Genomic DNA, 19229 nt, shown 5'->3' on the forward strand with positions numbered 1-19229 from the left:
GGCTATGATGATTCAAGTTACACCTCTCGCAGAAAGGAAGTTGAAGGAAAGGCTTGGAGATCAGCCAGGATTTTTCAAGCTCTTTTATGATACGGTAGGCTGCGGGTGTGACGGAATTAATGTGTTACTGATTGTTTCAGAAGTGGAGCAAGGCGATTCTAGGATAGAGACGAATTCTCTTCCCTTTATCGTAAGCCGGCAACAGGAAATCTTTTATGAAGACAAGATGCGACTCGATGCAGAGGAACGTTTCTCTTCCTATAAGCTGGTCAGTGATTCTCAGATTTATGGCAACAATATCATGGTAAGAGATATGCGCAACGTAAGTACAATTCAAGGAATTTAAGGGAGGAAGCTAATATGAGCCACGTATCAGAAATTATTAACTTTAATAAAAGTTTTGTAGAGAATAAGGACTATGAAGCTTATTTAACCAGTCGTTATCCTGACAAAAAAATGCTGATCATCACCTGTATGGACACTAGACTCGTTGAATTATTGCCGAAAGCCATGAATTTCAAAAATGGTGATGTCAAAATCATCAAAAATGCTGGTGCGGTTATTTCTCAACCTTTTGGTAGTGTTATGCGTAGTGTAATGGTAGCTCTTTATGAACTAGATGCTGAAGAAGTAATCGTGGTTGGACACTATGAATGCGGTATGGCCTCCCTCAATGCGGACCATATGATCAATTCCATTAAAGAACGTGGAGTATCTGAAGAAGTGCTGTCTACACTGGAGAATTCCGGAATCAAACTTACAAAATGGCTGCGTGGGTTTGACAATGTCGAAGAAGGGGTAATTCAGACTGTGGACCTGATTAAACGTCATCCACTGCTTCCCCCTAATGTACCTATCCATGGCATGATCATCGATCCGGCAACCGGAGCGCTTGAGCTTGTCGCTGATGGGTATAAGTAACGAATGACGACTCTCTAACTGCTGTTTGCGTGGATCCTGGATCCACGCTTTTTTTGTGCATAAAAGTATAAATTATGATAAATAAAATTGAAACCTTGTGGGGCATGTCTGCGTATTACCGACCATACACAAAAATTCATGCTCACAGGAGGGTTTTCGTACTAAATGAAACCAATGAAACGCGTAATGATGATTCTAATGGCCTTCACTCTGTTTTTTGCAGTGGTTGCTCCAGACTTTGCCGATGCACGTCGAGGTGGCGGCGGATTCAAATCCGGCACTCGCAGCTATTCAACAACCCCAAAAAAATCAACAACAACAAATAACATCAAAAAAAGTGACAGCACTAAAAGTTCCACAGCAGGATCTGCTGCAAATACAAAACGTGGCTTCTTCAGCGGCGGCAGCTTAATGAAAGGCATGATGATCGGTGGTTTGGCCGGATTATTATTCGGTGGAATGTTTGGTGGAATGGGAGCTTTTGGTGACTTCCTAGGCTTTGCCGTTAATATGCTAGCTATCTATGTATTGGTTATGCTCGTGATGTCCTTCTTCCGTCGTAGAAAAGAACGTCGCCGCTTAGAAGAACAGGATGGTCGTTACTAATGTCTACAATTGTTCTAAGCATGGATGAGATCATCAATGCCCTCTGTCTGCACATGGCGGAACGAAAGGCTGTTCGCCCAGAGGATGTTCAGGTAGAACTGAGCTGGGAAGAAGATACCGGTTACTCTGCAGAGGTTTGGGTACAGGGCCGCAGTCAATTTCTAGTGGAGTCCAATATGATTGAAGCGATCTTGCGTTACATGCTCAGCGAATATGGTGTTCGCGCCTATCGTGAAGATGTAAGACTGGACCTGGATGAGGAAATCACAGCGATTGTAAATACAGGGAACTAATGATAGTAAAAGGGACAACCCGAGGGGTTGTCCTTTTTTGATATAACGCTATTCATAGAAATATTGCTTTACCGTCCCTACTCCGTCTGCCACTTCAATTTCTACATAAGCTCCATTAATAAAAGTAACCTGCGGCGGGACATGACCACAATCGATATCATAAACGATCGGTACCTTAAGCTCTTCAAATAGTTCAGCATAGATATCCTCGGCAGTATAGTTATCCACAGGCCGATTAGCTGGACTTCTGCCAAACATAATCCCCGAACAATTCTCAAACCACCCTGCCAGCTTCATCTGCACTAAAGATCTGCGTAAATCCGCTGTGTTCAATTCACAATTTTCCAAATACCAAACTATAGGTTCGTCATGAATCATTTCTTGCTGAAAATGCTGGAGCTTTCCATAAGGTGTGCCGATCAAATGCCTAATTACATCTATACAACCACCCAACAGACGTCCTTTCATCGTTACAGCATCTGTAGTTAGAGACTTCCAATAAGTCTCCTCTGTCAAATGAAAAACGCATGGCGAGGGCACATCATGTTGCCATTCCCGCTGATATTTAAGAGATGAATGCTGCACAATGGACCCACCCACTGGTGTCTCTAGAACCGCCTGCCAGAGGGTTGTAGTATCATCCGAATACTCTCCCCGTAAATCAATGAGATTCGCTCCGTGGGCAGTAGCCAACCCGGTTGTCAGCGTGACCGCAAGCAGCAAGACGCTTATATCTGAATATCCCACGATCCATTTGTCCTGCAAAGCATCAAAATCAATAAATTCCAGAGCTTCAATTAACAATTCCCCGCCCCAAGGCGGAATAAGGACATCGATTCCATCATCTTTGATCATCTCATTAAACTCATGACCACGAACATTGGCTGGTGCAGATTTAGCCTTATCTTGCTTCCATGCCGTTTCGCCGATAATGACATTAAATCCTTGCGACTTCAACCGGCTGGAGGCCAGTGTTAGTAGTTCTGCATTTTGAATGCCTACTCCAGATGAAGGTGCTGTAACGCCTATCGTCGCATTCTTTTTCAAAAAAGGGTATCTAATCATATGCCACCTCCCAGAGTTTGTACCCATTATATCCCTAAAGTGATAATGAGAACACCTTCTTCTAACACATACTTTACGCCTACAAAAAAAGGACCTGGCGGGATGCGTCAACGTATGACCGCAAATCCTGCACATGTCCTTCTTCAATTAAACCCAAACACTAGATTAAAGAGATAGCAAGCAGTTCAAACAACACAAGCGGTAAAATCACATTATTATTGTATGGGGGACCTGGATAAGGTCCTGGATATGGGCCAGGTCCCGGGCCCGGATGAGGATGATAAGGCTGATGAGGGTTGTAAAACCCTCGGGGCATTTGCCCATTAGCTGCAACGTTCAGATACAAGTGTTTATTATCTACTCCGGCTATAACGCCTTCATGTACAAAGCCATCTATTGTCTGTACGTTCACCTTATGGTTAAGGTATGGCTTGCAAGATTGATGTAGGGAATCGCGGACACCGTGCAGGTGCCGGATCACAGCAGGATCAGCCTGATAAATCACATTCTGTTGCTGCCCAGTGTTAAATGTCGACATGGATGTTCTGACCTCCGTAAATGGATTTGCTCCATTCTATGCAGAAGCCTAGATTACGGTGCCTATTAAATGGGCTATTCTTAGAATGGCAGAGCGACCTTCTCAACCTTAACATTTACAGAAACTAGAGACAGTCCCATCATATTTTCAACAGCATTTCTTACATTTTGCTGCAGTATATAGCAGACCTCTTGAATCACACATCCGTAATTAACTATGACCTGAAGATCGATGGCAACATCCACTTCTTTTACTTCAACGGACATTCCTTTTTTTACATTTTTACCGCTTAGACGTTTAGCCCAGTTGTCCGAGATACTGCTTCCTGACATGCCGGCAATACCCGGTGTGTCCAGAACCACTTGCCCGACGATCGAAGTCACCACATCATCTGAAATATGAATTAGTCCTTGCTCCGTTCCTTCATTCATAGAAATCCCTCCATAATGTTTTATTAACTTAAGAGATATCAGGACTCTCCTCTACCTCTATCTCTACCCGGCGTTGCTTGACAAACAAATAATAGGCCTTGGTCAAGACGATTTTAACAATCATATACAGCGGAATAATCAGCAATATCGCAATGATCCCGCCTAAATCACCGCCAACTAATACCAGGATAATCGTTGTCAGTGGATGAATATCGAGCTTTTTCCCAAAGATGTAGGGAGCGATTAAATTATCCTGTATCTGCTGCGCTACCAGAACAATGATGATGGACCAGACGGCGATAGACGGCGATTGAATGAATCCGATGATGAAAATAGGGATACTAGACAGTATCGCACCAATAAAAGGCACGAAGTTCATCACAACTGCGATTACAGTCAACAGCAATGCATATTGCAGGCCGATAATAAGGAAACCAATATACATCAGAACGCCTAAGGCTAAATTAACAAGCACCCGGCCCACGATAAAGCCACTAAGCGCACTGTCGATTTCAGTCATCATTGTAGTTCCTTCTTCACGATACTTCTTTGGAAAGAAACTTACAATCTTACGTCCGAATTTCCCACCTTCCTTAAGCATGTAGAATAACATAATCGGAAAGGTGAATAAAATGATCGCGAAATTCGAAACAAAAGAGAACAATCCTGATACGTAATTCGTTAACAGCGTAAACCCTTTATTCAAATAATCCGTCAATGTGGAGGCTGGATTCGCATCAGCAGGGATCAACGCAGACAGAAATTCATTATCTTCTAGTTTCAATAGCTGTTGATTCAAGGAGGCAATGAGATTCGGCATATTATCGACGAAATTAACTAATTGTGTGCGAAGTGAAGGCCAAACGCCGATAATAAAAGCAAACAGAAGCACTAAAATAACTACATATACGATGATAATCGCCAAAGAACGATTCAGCTTATATTTCTCCAAGGTATCGATCAGTGGCCGCAGCAAGTAATAAAAGAAACCCGCCAGCATTAAAGGCACTATAATGACACTGAACAAAGACAGGATCGGTGTGAATAAAAAATCTACGCGTGAGCCTAAAAATACAATGCCTAACACTAAAAGAATCGCTAGACAAACTTTGATGAAATTGTTCAGTTTAGCCATACTTTCTCTCCCGTCTTCTGATTTGGATGTCTTCCAGCTCGTTATTTCGGAATCCGGATGGTGAATACCGTAGGTTCCTTCTTTCGGCGACTGAGATGAAGCGTACCCCCCATTTTCTCTGTATTTTTCATAGCTATCGAGAGACCTAGCCCTGTCCCTCCCGAAGCTGTCCGCGCTTTATCTCCCCGAACAAACGGATCAAACATTGTGGACCACAGCTCTTCTGGAATACCCACTCCAGTATCAGCGATTTCAATCGTGACTTCTTTCTCCAAAGGAATCACCTCCACACGCAAATGTGTACCTGGAGGATTATAGATCAGTGCATTGGAGATCAAATTATGAACCACACTCGAGAGCAGCTCCGCATCAAAGTTCAAGAACACATCCTCTTCGGGAACATTTAGATGCAAAACAAAGTTCTTTTGTTCAATCTCTCCGTAGGTATCTGCAATGATTTCACGAATAAATTCGCCCAGTTCTTGATGTTCCATTCGTAGCAAGAAATCCGGTGAATCTATTTTTAACAGCTCCAGCATGTTCTGAATCAGCTTAGTAACCTGTGAGGATTTATTATAAATATAGCTTAAATATCTTTTTTGGCGTTCTTCATCCTCGCCTCTACCCTCTACAAGCGCCTGGGCAAAGCCTTGTATACTCGTTATCGGCGTCTTCAGATCATGGGACAGATCAACCATCATCCGTTTCTTACTTTCCTCTGCCTGGCGTTTTTCTTTGGTCGTCTTTTCAATTACGTCTGCCATATAATTAAAAGTCTCTCCAATTTGCGAAAATTCCTTCTCTGCATATAAAGCGATTCGAGTATCATAATTCCCCTGAATCATCTGCTTCAATCCAAGCGTGATGATACGCAGTGGTTTCCTGATTCGCCGCGCCACCCAATAGCTGTACACGATAATTAGCAAAAGAATCATTCCCACACCCAAAAAGACGTAGTATGAAAGCGAATGATTAAAGTAGGCCACGAAGGGATCACTATTAATGGTGATGGTGATAGCTTCCCGCGGCAGCTTCAGCAGCAGCCACTCCGATTCGCTCTGAGCATTTAGCGTGGTCAACGAATAAAAGTAAGCTTGATCTTCTCCATTTTCCAAACTTTTTAAAAGCTGGTTACTGGTATATTGGGTTACACCGTCTTTTTTTTCTCCAACAACCTTGGTGACCTTCATGTCTTGATCCAAGACCTCGATCCATCCCCCGCTACGCAGAAGACGTTTGGTTTCTATCCCATGCTCCAGATTATCTCGATAAGCACTAGCTTCCACCTTCAAATCAGGATCAGCGATTTTATTTTTTTCAAAAATATGGGTCACATCAAGATTAATAAACAAATAATATACAATCACGAGAAAAAACAAAATACAGATAAACAACAAAAAATCCAGCGTCAGCGATGATTGTAAAGGTCGTTGATCTCTATTGCTCCATAGGCGCTTCAATTTTGTATCCCAGCCCTCTAATAGTCTTTAAATATACTGGCTTTTTGGAGTCTTCCTCAATTTTTTCCCGGATATTGCTGATATGTACCATGATACTATTATCTTCGTACACATAGAAATCTTCCCACACGGCCTCATATATTTTTTTGCGTGTGAAGACTCGTCCAGGCTGCTTCATCATTAGTTCCAAAATTTTATACTCGGTAGAAGTAAGCACCACAGGTTCACCTGAACGATAAAGCAGACACTGGCTTTGATCCAGCATTAATTCACCTAATACAATCTGTTCAGCTTCTTTTTCCTCAACGACTTGCGCATCGAAATGATGTACACGCCGCAGCAGTGCTCCAACACGGGCTACTATTTCTAATGGATTAAACGGTTTGGAAATATAATCGTCGGCTCCTAGTTCAAGACCCAGAATTTTGTCATGATGTTCGCTTTTGGCGGATAAAAATAACACTGGAAAATGATGCACCTCACGGATCTTTTTCAATAATTGCAGTCCATCCAGACCCGGCATCATAATATCCAGAATTGCCAAATCAACTTTATGGTTCTGTACCTGCGTTAAGGCTTCAGTACCACTGTTTGCTTCCAAAATGTTGTACTCTTTCTCTAAATATAATCTTAGCAATTCCACAATTTCTGCTTCATCATCAGCGATCAATATTGTATACATGATAATCCCCCCATCTAACTATATTCTGTGATTATAAACAGAGCCTAAACACAATCTAAAGAATAGCTAAATTATCACATAGTAATAAAATAAAAATCGCACACGGGAAACCGTCCCATGTACGATCGTAATTTGTCTGGATTGTGAGGATCACTACTTTAAAAAGCTACGCCAATTCCGCCTTCCCCAGCATAGGTTCCCATAACCGGCCCCATGCTAGAGAGCAAGACTTCTTTGAAGGGATGCTTTAGTAAAATGCGTTCTTTAATCTCGAGTGCCAGCTTCTCACAATTACTGTGTACAATAGCGATAACCGCTTTCTCGTAATCATGCTGCTTCTCATCCAAATGCGCTAGCAGACGATTCAGTGCTTTTGGAAGACCCCGGGTCTTCTCCACTACTTCGACAGTGCCTTCTTCGCTGATTTTGAGCAGCAACTTTATATTGAGTACAGACGCTACGGCTCCCGAGAGCCGACTTAGACGTCCGCCTTTCATTACATTCTCCAGAGTGTCCAGCGTAAAATAAGCGTTAACTTCCTCTATCTGCTGAAGTACCTTTTCCTTGAGCTCTTGCAAGCTTGAACAAGTTAAGGACCACTGCGCCGCCAGGCCGACAATCAATGACAGCCCGCCTGAGAAGTTTTTGGAATCTATAACCTCTATTGCATTGGTATGTCCTTCATCCTTATACATTTCCATAGCAATCATAGCTGTCTGATAAGTGCTACTAATATTAGAGGACATACAAATGACCATAATGTCAGTTCCCTCCTCCACTTGCTTGAACTTCTCAAGGAATTCGTTGGGACTTGGACTAGCTGTGGTAGGCAGCTCCTTGGATTCGCGCATTTGAGCATAAAAGCTTTTCGTGTCCGTATCTGCCGGCATTAACTCATGCCCAAAATGAACCGGTAGGTGGATCACGGAAACATTATACTTCTCCATGTAGTCAAGGGGTAGGTCTGAACCGCTGTCTGTTATGATCTTGATTGCCATAATATAAGTACTCTCCTTTCAATATCAGTACTATTATAGCCACCATAAAATGAAATCTCCAGTAACCTTTATAACTTGAAAAATTCTTCGATCTGTGTTATGTCTTTCTTCCTTAACTTATCCTTATATGATATGGTTTATGAATAAGCGTATAGAAATGGAGTGTATGTATGAGTAAGGGTAGAGTATGGAACAGAGGCAAACATGATGGTACAGGACTATCGAGGAAAAAAACTGTAGATCAAGAGGGTGCAGATTCTACTGAAACTGAATCTACAGAACCTTCGAATGAACCTTCCAATTCAAGAATTGATACCGTAAAACCGATGAATCGCACGAATTGGGTGACCAGACCCACCCGAGTCAGCAATAAAGATTCGAAAGACAAACGATAATTCATACATTCTGAGATTTGAGGACCCAGATGACGTTATTGGCAAATTTCCAGCCTTTTGAGCAGAGTTTCGGACTCCAGAGCCGTTATTCCGTAGAATGAGGTTCATATATGGTGTTTTCCGTGCCATTAGTGGCTATGGAGTCCGTTAGCATCCCAAATGCGGAATAAAACTGCGTTTAAGGTCATCTGTGTCCGATAGTTATCTTTGTACATGCAAAAGTAATGAAATCCAGCGAACAACAAAAAGGGTTGTCCCAGTAGCCATTTCATCATTTCATGGCTTATGGAACAACCCTCTTCTATTTTCTACGCCATATATCCTAACTCCGCTTCATCTCTGGAGGGGGCTTCGCCAATTAACTGCTTCAATAGTTTTTTCATCATTACCGAAGCCTTTACTTTGGTATGAAGACACGGAGAAACCTCTATTTCATAGTTCCCTTGTTTGATAGCTTCCTTCAATTCTTCCACAGTTGAGCAGGAGTCTTGCAGACGATTCACAACACTGCCATATTGCAAACACTGATGACTGTCACTGCCAGCAATCACAGGCACACCCAACTTCTCAGCAAAGGGCGTGATCAGGTTCTTATAAGTCTCCACCCCCTGCATGTAAATATCCTTAGCGTTGAAATCAAAAGCGTCTAATCGCTGAAGCAATGCCGGATCCAGTTGATGTAAAGGCGTAGAAGTTCGGAAGGGGTGGGCTCCGATTTTCCAAAGATTATGTTCATCGGCCATATCAAGCAACTGCTTAAACGGTATGAAATTCCCCTCCTGCGTATGCTCATCTAGTAAAGCGCGGACAGCTAGAACATTCTCCTTCAGTCCGATCAACAGGATATGACCTGTCTCCGCGATATCCACTTCCATGCCTGGAAACAGTTTAAGTCCGTTCACATCGTAATAATGCCCGTTATAGGGATAAGTCTGATCCAGCGCATCATACATCGCAAAGAAATTAGAAGTATTAAAATGCTCGGTCAATGCTACAGCCTGTAATCCATTTGCCTTGGCTTCGAACATCATCTCCGCAAAATATTCGGGGGAAAACGTAGATTTCTTAGATAATTTACCATGGGTATGCAGATCAATATTCATCATGTCTAATTCGTCTCCTTTGAGCTTGTAAGTTATGTTAATACACCAGTTCTGGGTAGAGATAACCAATACAGAATATCAAGATGACATAAGCAGTGGATCCGGATAAAAAGTACCAGTCGGACCGCTTCATTTTCAAATAAGATAACTTGATCTTCTTCACTTTCTTATTATTAAGCCCGTAGCTAAATCCCCGAGTCTCAAGTGCTTCAATCGTAGTTCGAGAACGTTTAGCTGTGTTCAACATGAGCGGGTAAAATGCCAGAATGACGATTCGGAAATAATACGTTATTGTTCGCCAATAGAAAATTCCATGTTGAAGCGGTCGTTGCCCTCTCAATCTAAAGGAAAGTAGGATCTGATGGAATTCCTCTAGTAAAGTAGGCAAAATACGATAGCCATAAGATAAGCTGAATGCAAAGGTATCAGGGATTCCTAAAGACAGTAAGCCGTCACTAAGTCGTTCCGGATCAAGACTAGAGAAAACCGTTATACTCGCCAGCGAAATCACCGAAAGCTTAAGCGTCAGTGTCAGCATAGGCAGCAAGGATTCAATCCCCCCACCGAAAAAGAGCGACAATATAAACATCCAGCCAATCTGGCTGATTAAGCCGAGACATAATATAAAAATAATATAGGGGCTGACCCGGGAGAGGACGGTCGTTAAAACCATAAGCACGAACATCCCTAACAGGATTGTCCGGTTATGTACAAACCAAGGCACGATGGCAAAAAAGAGATACCAGAGCAGCAGGGTTCGCGGATCCAGCCTGCCCAGAAAAGTGCTGCTGCTGTTATATGCGGTCCCGAGTAACTCCAATTTGATTTGTTCTACAGATATACGGTCAAGTGCCCGTTTAACGGCTTCCATGGATTGCAGCTACCTCCTTCTTTTCCACTAAACTCACAAACTCTTCTAAGCTACTGCAAATTCTTGGGAGACCGAGCATACGACTTAGCTCCATCAATTGAGTCTGGGCCAGACCCGCACGCCGTAAAAGAAGGCCGTCAGCGAAAATTTCATCCTTCGTCCCATCCGCAATTATCCGCCCTTGATGCATTACAATTATTCTGCTGGCCCATTCAGAGACAAGCTGCATATCATGTGTTGCGATGACGACCGTCTTCACATGATTACGAAGCGTCTCCAGCACATGTACCATTTCTTGTTTGGTCGAAATGTCCAGATTAGCTGTCGGTTCATCAAGCAACATGATAGCAGGCCTAACCGCGGCACCAATCGCCAAGGATACCCGGCGCTGCTGCCCTCCACTTAGCAGTCGGGCATCCCGTTCAGCCAGCTCGCTTAAGCGAAATGCCTTTAGCATCTCATCCACTCTTCCATCCGTATCTGGTAGTTTCCGCGCCTTCAGATAATAAGCAATTTCCTTACGCACAGAATCCTCGATAAACATTTCCTCCGGATTCTGGAATACGTAAGCTACCGTACCGGAGAGACGTTCAGGCGGCAGTCCGTTCACCGTCATATCTTTAACCTTTACGGTTCCAGCTGTAGGTCTGACAATACCAGCAATCAGCTTCATTAATGAAGATTTACCTGCTCCGTTGTTGCCAATAAGAGCAATGGACTCTCCCCGCCCCAGTTCTAGCTGAATTCCATTCAGTACAGGATGCAGCACCTTATGAATCGTACGGTAAGAGAGGTGAACATTCTCCAGCTGAACGATAGAATTTTCTTCTTTTGCAGCTGTGGGGAGCTGCTCTTGCATACGTCCGATTGGAAGTGTCTCCTTGGCAACCTGACGAAGCGTCATGCGGGTACTGCCTTCCTCAGCATTTAAGGGAAGCCGCCTTGTCTTCTGATCATCGGGCTGTAGCAGCCAAGCCGCCCGGGTCACATCCGGTGGGTATATGCCCAGCTCTAGCAATTCTTGTACAGATGACAAAGCTTCACGCACAGGCTTCTGCCAGCGCATTTTACCTTGATCCATCAGGACAACATTTTTGCAATAATCCGCAATAAATTCCGCATGATGCTCAATCACTACAATGGTCTTTCCATGCTCCTCATTCAAACGCTGCAAAATATCATAGATATGACGGGCATGCTGCGGATCCAGCTGGGCTACGGGTTCGTCGATCACCAGAATTTCCGGATCCATAGCTAGTGCTCCGGCCAGAGCGAGCAGATGTTTTTGCCCACCACTTAACTGCCAAATAAATTCGTGCCTCAAGTCACTAAGTCCGGTTAACGCCAGCGCACGCTCTCCCCGTTCCTTGTAATCCGTAAATCCATAATTCAGAGGTGTAAAAGACACATCATCAAGCAACGTCGGCCGTACCAATTGATTCTCGAAATCCTGATAAACATAACCGATACGCTTGGACAGCTCTGCTACACTTTTTCCATCCGCAGATTGGCCGCAAACTGTCACCTCTCCACTGAAATCACCAGTGTAATAATGTGGAATTAAGCCGTTAAAGCATTTGCAGAGAGTAGATTTCCCGGAGCCATTACTGCCGATGATCGCAATAAAATCCCCTTCTCCCAGTCGTAAGTCTACGTCTTGCAGTACTGGTTGTTCAGCTCCCGGATACGTAAAGTTAATTTTGTTCAATTCAAGAATTGTATTACGCATCTGCTTGACCCGCTTCCTGTCTTTTTCGTGCCGAACGCCGAAGCAGTGCAATAATCGCCGTTGCCGCTACAACAGCCGCTACCAACATACTGAGCCAAATCAAGGTCTTTTCATTCGATTCCGCGCCTGCAAGCTCAAAATCACCGAAGTTCCAGCCCGATTCCGATAACAATTCCGAACCCACCGCTACCATCACTAGAAAGGTTCCGGCAATGACCAACTTAGGAGATAGCCATGCTCCTGTTGCATATTTCATATTCCGCTCACGTGGCTTCATGCCGAGCAATGGTTCAATTTTTCCATATAAACGCGGAACCAGATACATAGTAGGAATTAGCGCGAACAAAATACCGGAGAAGAGGACATCATTCAAGAACCCTACTCCCTCAATTACAACGATACTTTCTGCCAGTCCTTTAACAGCCTCTAGCTCTTCTACCCCTACCCATACCTTCACAATATCTATAACGGAGCTAAAAAACTGGTGAATCGCCACGCCGGTAATCGCAGCCACTCCAACCTGTCTACGATTCTTCGGATCAGACACCATGCGGCCTGCGGTATACATCGCCAGTGAGAAGGTAATGAATTTCTCCAGCTCCCCTAAACCTCCAAATTGGCCTAACATCAATTCCCCGAAGATTACCTCACCAACAGCTGCTCCGACCGCCGCATATAAGGGGTGAAACAACATACATAATGTCAAAGGAATGAAGGCGAAATATTCAATGGATAATTCAATCGGGCCCAGTTTGATCCCAGGCACTAGCTCGGTAAACATATTGGACAACCCGTAAAGCGACATCGACAGTACAAAAATCATCATTTTTTGTGACTGAGTCAGTGTGTAACGCGTTTTTATCGTGCTCATGAAATATTTGGCCTCCCAATAAGAATTTATCTTCATTATAAGAAGGCCATGTCATCACAGCTTTTTTCATTTGTTAAATGAGAGTAATATTTTTTTCAATATTTTTAACGTTGTAAAAATATTTACAACATATTCACACGTTATATTCTATCTATCGCATCATCATAGGAGGATTGAGAGATTGTATAAAGATTGGAACCACCGCGCTTTTTCGCCTAATCAACGGATAATTGCCGACTTTATTCAAAAAAATGAGCAACGTGTGGTCTATATGACCGAACAAGAAATGGCAGACGAGCTGCATTTGAGCATCGCCTCCGTTTCACGGTTCTGGAAAGCTGCGGGATACAAACATGCCAAAGATTTTAAAAACCGGCTCCGTTTCCGCTTTGAATCCACACCTTCTGTAAAAATGCGTGATGCCATGCAGCGATCAGACGATACCTCACTCCCTCAACTGCTGCTGGACAATTGTTCACATCATTTGCAAGAAACACGCCGCTATTTAAGCGACGATGTACTAAAGCGTGCAGTAGATGCGATATCTACAGCTCGGATTATTTATGTATACAGCCCTGGCCCTTGCGCCGGATTAGCAGAGCTAATGATCTATCGAATGGCGCGTTTTGGTCTTCAAATGAAAAAAATGGCCCCCAGCGGCCATGAGCTGCTAGAGACCTTAATGCATGCTGACAAACAAGATGTCTTGCTTGTCTTTGGATTTGTGCAAATACTGCCTGAGATTGAAGTCATACTGAACCATGCACGTGAAGCAAATTACCAGGTCATCCTGATCACAGATAGACTTGTCTACCCGCGATCCCAAGATGCAGATATCGTGCTTTATGCGGGGAGAGGTGAGGTTTGGGAGTTCCATTCCATGGTAGGCCCCACTTATATTATTGAGAATTTGATCCTTGGAGTGGGATTAGCGAATAGGGACAGTAGTCTAAGCAAGCTGGATAAATTGCAGCAATTGCGCGCGCAGTATGGGGGGAAGCTCCCACGGAGTTAGGTTGACTGCAAGGATAAGGGGAATTTAATTCATTCCTAAAGCTTCTTTAATTTGTGGGATAGATAAACCGTTTGCTTTCATTTCTTTGATCCAAAGAATGCGCGCGACGGTTTCTTCTCTTTTATATCTGCGTGTTAAATTCTCCTCTGCCTGTTCAAAGGGCAGCATGCCTTCTTCTGTATAATGTTTGAGTGTACTATAACGAGCATTTGTGATTCTTACTAATTCCCCTATCGATACATATTCTGACGCCATAATATTCTCCATGGATCGTTGTCTAGACATTGATAACCAACTCCTTTACAGCGGGCGCTTCGGAATAAGACGCACACCTTGAATTGGCACTTTCATCATTACAAAATGTGGGATCGCATCGTAGAGCAAATTATCAATTTTAAGAGTCGCAATCGATCCTCTCTCCAGCACCTTAACTTCATGTCCATAGGACATTAATCTTGTAATAACTGCGTCTAACCTTTGATTAGAATTATCAAACCAGGACTCTGTTTCTATAAAGACAGCTCGTGATCGCTCTAGGGCAGGGAAGATAAGATTGATACTACTGCCGATAAAGGTCTTCGCAAACTTTGTCTTCAATGCTAAAAAACGTTTGATACCTAACTCAACTCCCTGGCGAATTTGTATAGGAAACAGCGCCTTTGCCCATAAGTTACTTTGGTATAGATCATGTAATTTGATATTCACCTCTTCTAATTCGTTCAGCGAGAAGAAATCATGCATACATCCACATTCACGAAGTAGCCATAGCATACAAATGACCTCATCTGTTACTGGGCCCTCTTCCAAAATCTCTGCCCGCATATTCTCTGTAATGCTCGTGTACGCCTCCATATTACTGCGATAGGCTCTAATTTCAACTTCAGCAGAATCAAAATACATGTCGCTCCCTATCAGGCTTGGTATATCTTCAAGCAAATTCATTGCTTGAAGATAATCTGAAATCGCGGTTTCGAACTTTTTTAATTGATGGTTAGACTTCCTCGAAGCCTTCTTTAACCACCAATTTAGATCACCCTTCACCTCAGCACTATTATGAAGTAAGGATTGTAGAACAGTTTCTCTATAGAGTGTTGAATGAGATTGATCAAGTGCTTCCTTGTGCAAAGTTAACTTGTTCTCAGATTGTGTAAAACATCCCTCTAAGTAAAGCTCCAATATAACCGCTGCTGCCATGCAGCGCAAAGACACTTTCTTGACAGTAGTCATCTGAAGACTTCTCTGTGCATTAAGCGCGATCAATGAAAAACTTGGTGCTAATTTAAGATCCATCATAACCATCCACCCCTATCCATTAATTCGTATTTACAGGATGATATTTATTCCGTATGGTGAGCGTTTAATTTACTCACTACTTACTACTTACTACTTATCACTTACAATACACCATCTTTACAATAATTGTCAATGGTCTGGAATAACGTAAAGAAAGCCCTGCCCTTAATGGTCAAGCCCCGATTTTACAGGCACCAAAAAAAAGACCCTAGGCTATAAGCTGCTTCCGGTAATCAACCAGGGTATCTTAGAAACAGGAGGATCAGTTCTAACGGGAATTTATGCAGCCAATGAAGCAATTGGAGCATCCGGCTGGTCACAAAAAAGAAGTCGCCTTGTAAAGCTAAATAAAGAAGGCTGGCCATGTGAGCCTGCCTTCTTTATTCACTCAGATCAATAAGTAATTTGGTTAACTCTAGATTTTCAACCTTGTCTTCTTTGACGACAAAGGCAAGGGAAGGATGATAGAATCCTTCGTCAAGCTTGGTAACGTTCACCCAATAGTTAACAACACCATCTACTTTCTTTTCGCTGCGGGATGCCTCAGGGATAGCTGCAATGATATCCTTTTCACTGCTTCCGATACCGATATTTTTATCCGTCCTAAGCGAAGAAAGAGAGCTAATCGGTATATCAACTACGCCTCCGACTGGCTTAGTTTCTCACTACGGTAAAACTGATCGTCAAATTATCTTTTTCATATAACCAGCGGATGTTAAGAGGTTCCCCCCACTTCCGTCATCCGTTTCGAATGAATTCCCGCTCCGCTTTTTTCAAATGCTTTAATGAATTTTCGAAAGAATATGGAAACTTAGTCCTAAGTTTAGAGAGTTTTTCAACCTCTCCCATAGCGATAGCTTCCTTAATAGCAGGAACCAACTTCGCTTGAATAATGCCCCAACTTTCTGCCTGAAGAAGTTCGTCTATCAACATATGCGGTTTGGAATGATATTGTTCAATTTTTGTTCTCCTCTTCTCGATTTCTACCCTCTAATAGCTCTATCTTTATTTTTTCAAGACATAGCTTCTCCCTTAGAGTGTATAAGTTCATCCTTATGTTCTAATACTTCTATTATCATAGCAGCCCCCGTTCTGAATCCGAGAGTATAGGCGGAAGCGGATGAGATAGAGTTCTGCATGCCACTCAGATCCAAGGCTTGTTCAATCATAGTAAAGTCTTCTATAGATAACTTTGCTTTTAGGATGTCCATAAACTCTGAGATTAGCTTGGAGTTCTGTATATACTCGGGATCGCGTAAACACAAAAGTTCACTTGGACAGATTTTCCCGTAATATAAATCCTCCAAAAGACTCACCAGTCATCCCTCCCAAATCATCTCTTCAATCATCTTAGCGAATTTATCGCTAAAAATTAATAGCGAATAATTCGCTAAGATATGCTTGCCTTGGAGGTGTTTAGTATGTATCAACGTATCCGAGATTTGCGTGAAGATAAAGATTTAACTCAAACCCAAATGGCAGAGTGTTTGCAATGCAGCCAGAGGATTTATAGTAATTATGAACGCGGTGATGTTGATATTCCCACGGCCATTCTGATTAAGCTAGCAGATTATCATAAGACGAGTACTGACTATTTACTAAACAGAACGAACCAAAAAACTCCTTACTCTAAAAGTTAAATTTAAAGAATGAGTAGATATCGCAGTTTTCAAAGGATTTCATTCTTATGCTGATGAGCATTGTACACAGGAATCCGTGATTTACGCGAAGACAAAGATCTGACACAGCAACAAATAGAGGAGCTTTTACATATTACACAAGCCACCTACTCCCGCTATGAAAATGGAAATTTGGATGTTCCGAGCGCCGTTTTAATCACGCTAGCTAATTTCTATAAAGTAAGCATCGACTATATTTTAGGTCAGACAGATAATTCTAAATGCTATCCCAACAAAAAATAATCCGCAGCACAAACAAGCTCCTGTGATAATCACAGGAGCTGTTCACGTTTAGGCTAAAAATAGCCTGAAATTAGGGGATTCTCTTAGATACGCTCAGGCCAGCAAGGTACGGGCTACCTGATCCACAATGTAATTGATACCTGTCGGTCCGTAGCAGCCGATCCATGTAGCGGCATCTACCGGGTATATATACGGCCGCTCATCGGAATCCAACATCCCTCGGACGCGTTGCTCTGTCGCAGATACCCCCTCCTGCATCATCTCGTTACTAAGTAAAAAATAATGGCTGGCATGCACAGCCGGCAGTCTATCAACTGTAATATGATAAGCCGTGTCGGAAGTGTCTGCGACAAATAGAGGAGCTGGCAGACCAAGATCCCGGTACAGCACGGCACCTGTGCGATGGGAGGCAGTATGCACCCGTACCAGCGACTCACGCGGACGGATCAAGGCCACGCTCTGACCCGCCAGCGCCGTTGCAAGCTGCTCAGACAGCAATGCTGTTCGGCGCAGGTAATCCGCAATAATACGCTCCACCTCTGTCCGCTTGTCCGTCAATTCACCGAACAGGCCCAGAATCGTCTGCCAGCTCTCATTCCGTTGAAACATTAGGGTTGGCGCAATCCGGCTTAACCGTTCATAATGCTGAGCATGCACCTCAGTACAGACAATCAAATCCGGCCGCAGCCGTTCAACAGCTTGCAGGTCCGGGTACTCATAAGTTCCGAGCATTTCCGTTGTCTTAAGCCTTTCCCTGATATATTGGGGGAATTTTAACGCTGCACTACCCGTTCCTACACTCCCTGCCGGAGATATCCCAAGCGCAAGCAAATGGTCTGCATATTGAACGTCGAGTACGGCGATACGCCTCGGAGAAGCGGTGACGCAATATTCGCCTCGCATATGACAAATTACCGGGCCTTGCAGCGACTGGTACGATGAGGCCAGGCGATCCGGCAGCCCAGAATATGCTGAGAGAGCACCGATCCCTGAAGCAGCAGTGCGCCTGTAGATCTGCGGGGGAACTCCGTGATATTTCTTAAATGCCCTGCTAAAGTAATACATGTCGCGATAGCCCGTTTTTTCTGCAATTTCGCCGATGGGAGCATCCGTATGACGCAACATCCGCTCGGCACTCTCCATCCGCAGCTGGATTACATATTCCATCGGTCCTAGTAACTTCTCCTGTTTGAATCGCCGCTGTAACTGTCTTGTACTGCATCCGGCAAGCGCTGCCAGCTCCTTAAGCTCCAGCTCCTGACGATAATGCCCCGCTATATAGGCAGCGACAACATCCACCATATCCGCCTCTGTGCCTTTCTGACCACATTCATACTCCATAATAAGCTCGTAAAGCATTCCTTGCAGTAGCGCATTCGCATGGAAACGCTCCAGCCCTTCGCCCCGGCTCCATTTGGCTTCGATTTGTTCCGCAGTCTGATGCAGTTCAGCCAGGAGCACAGGACGGTGAACAAATGAAGTTCGTAATGGGTGATTGCGCTGCGGAAACAGAACATGGGCAGCCCCCAACATTGGAAAAGCCTTGTATATAATAACAGTATAATGAATGGTTTCTGATCCAGCAGTCAAAGTAAATGCTGATCCCTTGACTGCGTGACAAGCGAAATAGGCCTGGATATGGCAAATTTCGCCATTCATCACAAGCCTACCTTCCCCGCCGCCTGCCAGCAGCAACACATTGGCTGTTAATCCGGTTTCGCTCATAACGCCGCCGGGTGGCAAAGTACCGCTGCGCACATCAAGCATCTTGATCGTTGTATCACTCCATAAACTTGCCTGTTCTTTCAGCGGCATTTCTCTCATCTCCTGACAATAGCATCCTCTGTTAAACGGGCGCACTCGAATAGGATTACATGCTTTAGTGAAAGCGCGTCCGCAAC

At 43.6% G+C, this 19229-nt stretch carries 23 protein-coding genes; 8 read left to right on the forward strand and 15 right to left on the reverse strand.

The window, feature by feature from the left end; genetic code table 11:
- The first annotated feature begins 4 nt into the window (after nucleotides 1-4).
- The 4 genes from MHI32_RS18915 to MHI32_RS18930 all read left to right on the forward strand — a co-directional run bounded on the left by MHI32_RS18915 (nucleotide 5) and on the right by MHI32_RS18930 (nucleotide 1820).
- A complete protein-coding gene (locus MHI32_RS18915) occupies nucleotides 5-346 on the forward strand; it encodes an iron-sulfur cluster biosynthesis family protein (RefSeq protein ID WP_076127099.1) in 342 nt (113 codons plus the stop codon).
- A gap of 14 nt (nucleotides 347-360) precedes the next feature.
- Nucleotides 361-921, forward strand: a complete 561-nt coding sequence (locus MHI32_RS18920; RefSeq protein ID WP_036688619.1) for a carbonic anhydrase — start codon at nucleotides 361-363, stop codon at nucleotides 919-921.
- A gap of 165 nt (nucleotides 922-1086) precedes the next feature.
- Complete coding sequence (locus tag MHI32_RS18925; RefSeq protein WP_076127101.1) at nucleotides 1087-1527, forward strand: hypothetical protein; 441 nt, start codon at nucleotides 1087-1089, stop codon at nucleotides 1525-1527.
- Between the two features lie 8 nt (nucleotides 1528-1535).
- Nucleotides 1536-1820 (forward strand): YxcD family protein, encoded by a 285-nt coding sequence (locus MHI32_RS18930; protein ID WP_036689115.1) that lies wholly within the window; start codon nucleotides 1536-1538, stop codon nucleotides 1818-1820.
- A gap of 48 nt (nucleotides 1821-1868) precedes the next feature.
- Here MHI32_RS18930 and MHI32_RS18935 read toward each other — a convergent pair whose 3' ends face one another.
- The 7 genes from MHI32_RS18935 to MHI32_RS18965 all read right to left on the reverse strand — a co-directional run bounded on the left by MHI32_RS18935 (nucleotide 1869) and on the right by MHI32_RS18965 (nucleotide 8129).
- Nucleotides 1869-2885: a S66 peptidase family protein gene (locus tag MHI32_RS18935; protein ID WP_076304591.1), complete on the reverse strand. Its 1017-nt coding sequence runs from the start codon at nucleotides 2883-2885 to the stop codon at nucleotides 1869-1871.
- A gap of 160 nt (nucleotides 2886-3045) precedes the next feature.
- On the reverse strand, nucleotides 3046-3423 hold the full coding sequence (locus tag MHI32_RS18940; protein WP_036688624.1) for a hypothetical protein: 378 nt from the start codon (nucleotides 3421-3423) through the stop codon (nucleotides 3046-3048).
- An 80-nt stretch (nucleotides 3424-3503) separates the two neighbouring features.
- The gene (locus tag MHI32_RS18945) at nucleotides 3504-3854 is read right to left on the reverse strand and encodes an Asp23/Gls24 family envelope stress response protein (RefSeq protein ID WP_076127105.1); all 351 of its coding nucleotides are present in this window, start codon (nucleotides 3852-3854) and stop codon (nucleotides 3504-3506) included.
- 28 nt (nucleotides 3855-3882) lie between these two features.
- Complete coding sequence (locus MHI32_RS18950; RefSeq protein ID WP_076306638.1) at nucleotides 3883-4989, reverse strand: AI-2E family transporter; 1107 nt, start codon at nucleotides 4987-4989, stop codon at nucleotides 3883-3885.
- A gap of 41 nt (nucleotides 4990-5030) precedes the next feature.
- Nucleotides 5031-6449 (reverse strand): HAMP domain-containing sensor histidine kinase, encoded by a 1419-nt coding sequence (locus MHI32_RS18955; protein WP_076182735.1) that lies wholly within the window; start codon nucleotides 6447-6449, stop codon nucleotides 5031-5033.
- Nucleotides 6427-7134 carry a response regulator transcription factor gene (locus MHI32_RS18960; protein ID WP_170914177.1) on the reverse strand — a complete coding sequence of 236 codons (708 nt, stop codon included), beginning with the start codon at nucleotides 7132-7134 and terminating at the stop codon, nucleotides 6427-6429. The genes MHI32_RS18955 and MHI32_RS18960 overlap by 23 nt, the downstream gene beginning before the upstream one ends.
- Nucleotides 7135-7289: 155 nt before the next feature.
- Nucleotides 7290-8129 (reverse strand): DegV family protein, encoded by an 840-nt coding sequence (locus MHI32_RS18965; protein WP_036688632.1) that lies wholly within the window; start codon nucleotides 8127-8129, stop codon nucleotides 7290-7292.
- 170 nt (nucleotides 8130-8299) lie between these two features.
- Here MHI32_RS18965 and MHI32_RS18970 point away from each other — a divergent pair, with 170 nt between their 5' ends.
- On the forward strand, nucleotides 8300-8524 hold the full coding sequence (locus tag MHI32_RS18970) for a hypothetical protein (protein ID WP_340010538.1): 225 nt from the start codon (nucleotides 8300-8302) through the stop codon (nucleotides 8522-8524).
- A 308-nt stretch (nucleotides 8525-8832) separates the two neighbouring features.
- On the opposite strand, the gene MHI32_RS18975 is transcribed toward MHI32_RS18970, so the two are convergent.
- Genes MHI32_RS18975 through MHI32_RS18990 form a run of 4 tightly spaced genes read right to left on the reverse strand, consistent with a single transcriptional unit; the run spans nucleotide 8833 to nucleotide 13098 of the window.
- Entirely contained in the window at nucleotides 8833-9630 is a 798-nt protein-coding gene (locus MHI32_RS18975) for a PHP domain-containing protein (RefSeq protein ID WP_305953529.1), read from the reverse strand.
- 34 nt (nucleotides 9631-9664) lie between these two features.
- The gene (locus MHI32_RS18980; RefSeq protein ID WP_340010539.1) at nucleotides 9665-10498 is read right to left on the reverse strand and encodes an energy-coupling factor transporter transmembrane component T; all 834 of its coding nucleotides are present in this window, start codon (nucleotides 10496-10498) and stop codon (nucleotides 9665-9667) included.
- Nucleotides 10485-12227 (reverse strand): energy-coupling factor transporter ATPase, encoded by a 1743-nt coding sequence (locus MHI32_RS18985; RefSeq protein ID WP_340010540.1) that lies wholly within the window; start codon nucleotides 12225-12227, stop codon nucleotides 10485-10487. The genes MHI32_RS18980 and MHI32_RS18985 overlap by 14 nt, the downstream gene beginning before the upstream one ends.
- Nucleotides 12220-13098, reverse strand: a complete 879-nt coding sequence (locus MHI32_RS18990) for a cell division protein FtsQ (RefSeq protein ID WP_076127114.1) — start codon at nucleotides 13096-13098, stop codon at nucleotides 12220-12222. Before MHI32_RS18990 ends, MHI32_RS18985 begins: the two co-directional genes overlap by 8 nt.
- Nucleotides 13099-13279: 181 nt before the next feature.
- Here MHI32_RS18990 and MHI32_RS18995 point away from each other — a divergent pair, with 181 nt between their 5' ends.
- The gene (locus MHI32_RS18995; RefSeq protein WP_076127116.1) at nucleotides 13280-14113 is read left to right on the forward strand and encodes a MurR/RpiR family transcriptional regulator; all 834 of its coding nucleotides are present in this window, start codon (nucleotides 13280-13282) and stop codon (nucleotides 14111-14113) included.
- 24 nt (nucleotides 14114-14137) lie between these two features.
- On the opposite strand, the gene MHI32_RS19000 is transcribed toward MHI32_RS18995, so the two are convergent.
- The 3 genes from MHI32_RS19000 to MHI32_RS19010 all read right to left on the reverse strand — a co-directional run bounded on the left by MHI32_RS19000 (nucleotide 14138) and on the right by MHI32_RS19010 (nucleotide 16722).
- Nucleotides 14138-14398, reverse strand: coding sequence for a helix-turn-helix domain-containing protein (locus MHI32_RS19000; RefSeq protein WP_036688642.1), 261 nt, complete (start codon nucleotides 14396-14398; stop codon nucleotides 14138-14140).
- A 15-nt stretch (nucleotides 14399-14413) separates the two neighbouring features.
- Nucleotides 14414-15406: a hypothetical protein gene (locus tag MHI32_RS19005; RefSeq protein ID WP_076316296.1), complete on the reverse strand. Its 993-nt coding sequence runs from the start codon at nucleotides 15404-15406 to the stop codon at nucleotides 14414-14416.
- 1013 nt (nucleotides 15407-16419) lie between these two features.
- Entirely contained in the window at nucleotides 16420-16722 is a 303-nt protein-coding gene (locus tag MHI32_RS19010) for a DUF6809 family protein (RefSeq protein WP_076100341.1), read from the reverse strand.
- Between the two features lie 105 nt (nucleotides 16723-16827).
- Between MHI32_RS19010 and MHI32_RS19015 the strand changes: the two genes are divergently transcribed.
- Nucleotides 16828-17046: a helix-turn-helix transcriptional regulator gene (locus tag MHI32_RS19015; RefSeq protein WP_340010541.1), complete on the forward strand. Its 219-nt coding sequence runs from the start codon at nucleotides 16828-16830 to the stop codon at nucleotides 17044-17046.
- A gap of 60 nt (nucleotides 17047-17106) precedes the next feature.
- Nucleotides 17107-17328, forward strand: a complete 222-nt coding sequence (locus MHI32_RS19020) for a helix-turn-helix transcriptional regulator (RefSeq protein ID WP_076127127.1) — start codon at nucleotides 17107-17109, stop codon at nucleotides 17326-17328.
- Between the two features lie 93 nt (nucleotides 17329-17421).
- On the opposite strand, the gene MHI32_RS19025 is transcribed toward MHI32_RS19020, so the two are convergent.
- On the reverse strand, nucleotides 17422-19143 hold the full coding sequence (locus tag MHI32_RS19025) for a helix-turn-helix domain-containing protein (protein ID WP_340010544.1): 1722 nt from the start codon (nucleotides 19141-19143) through the stop codon (nucleotides 17422-17424).
- Nucleotides 19144-19229 lie beyond the last annotated feature (86 nt).

This window comes from Paenibacillus sp. FSL H7-0690 (genome assembly GCF_037980415.1).
Taxonomy (GTDB): Bacteria; Bacillota; Bacilli; order Paenibacillales; family Paenibacillaceae; genus Paenibacillus_AQ; species Paenibacillus_AQ odorifer.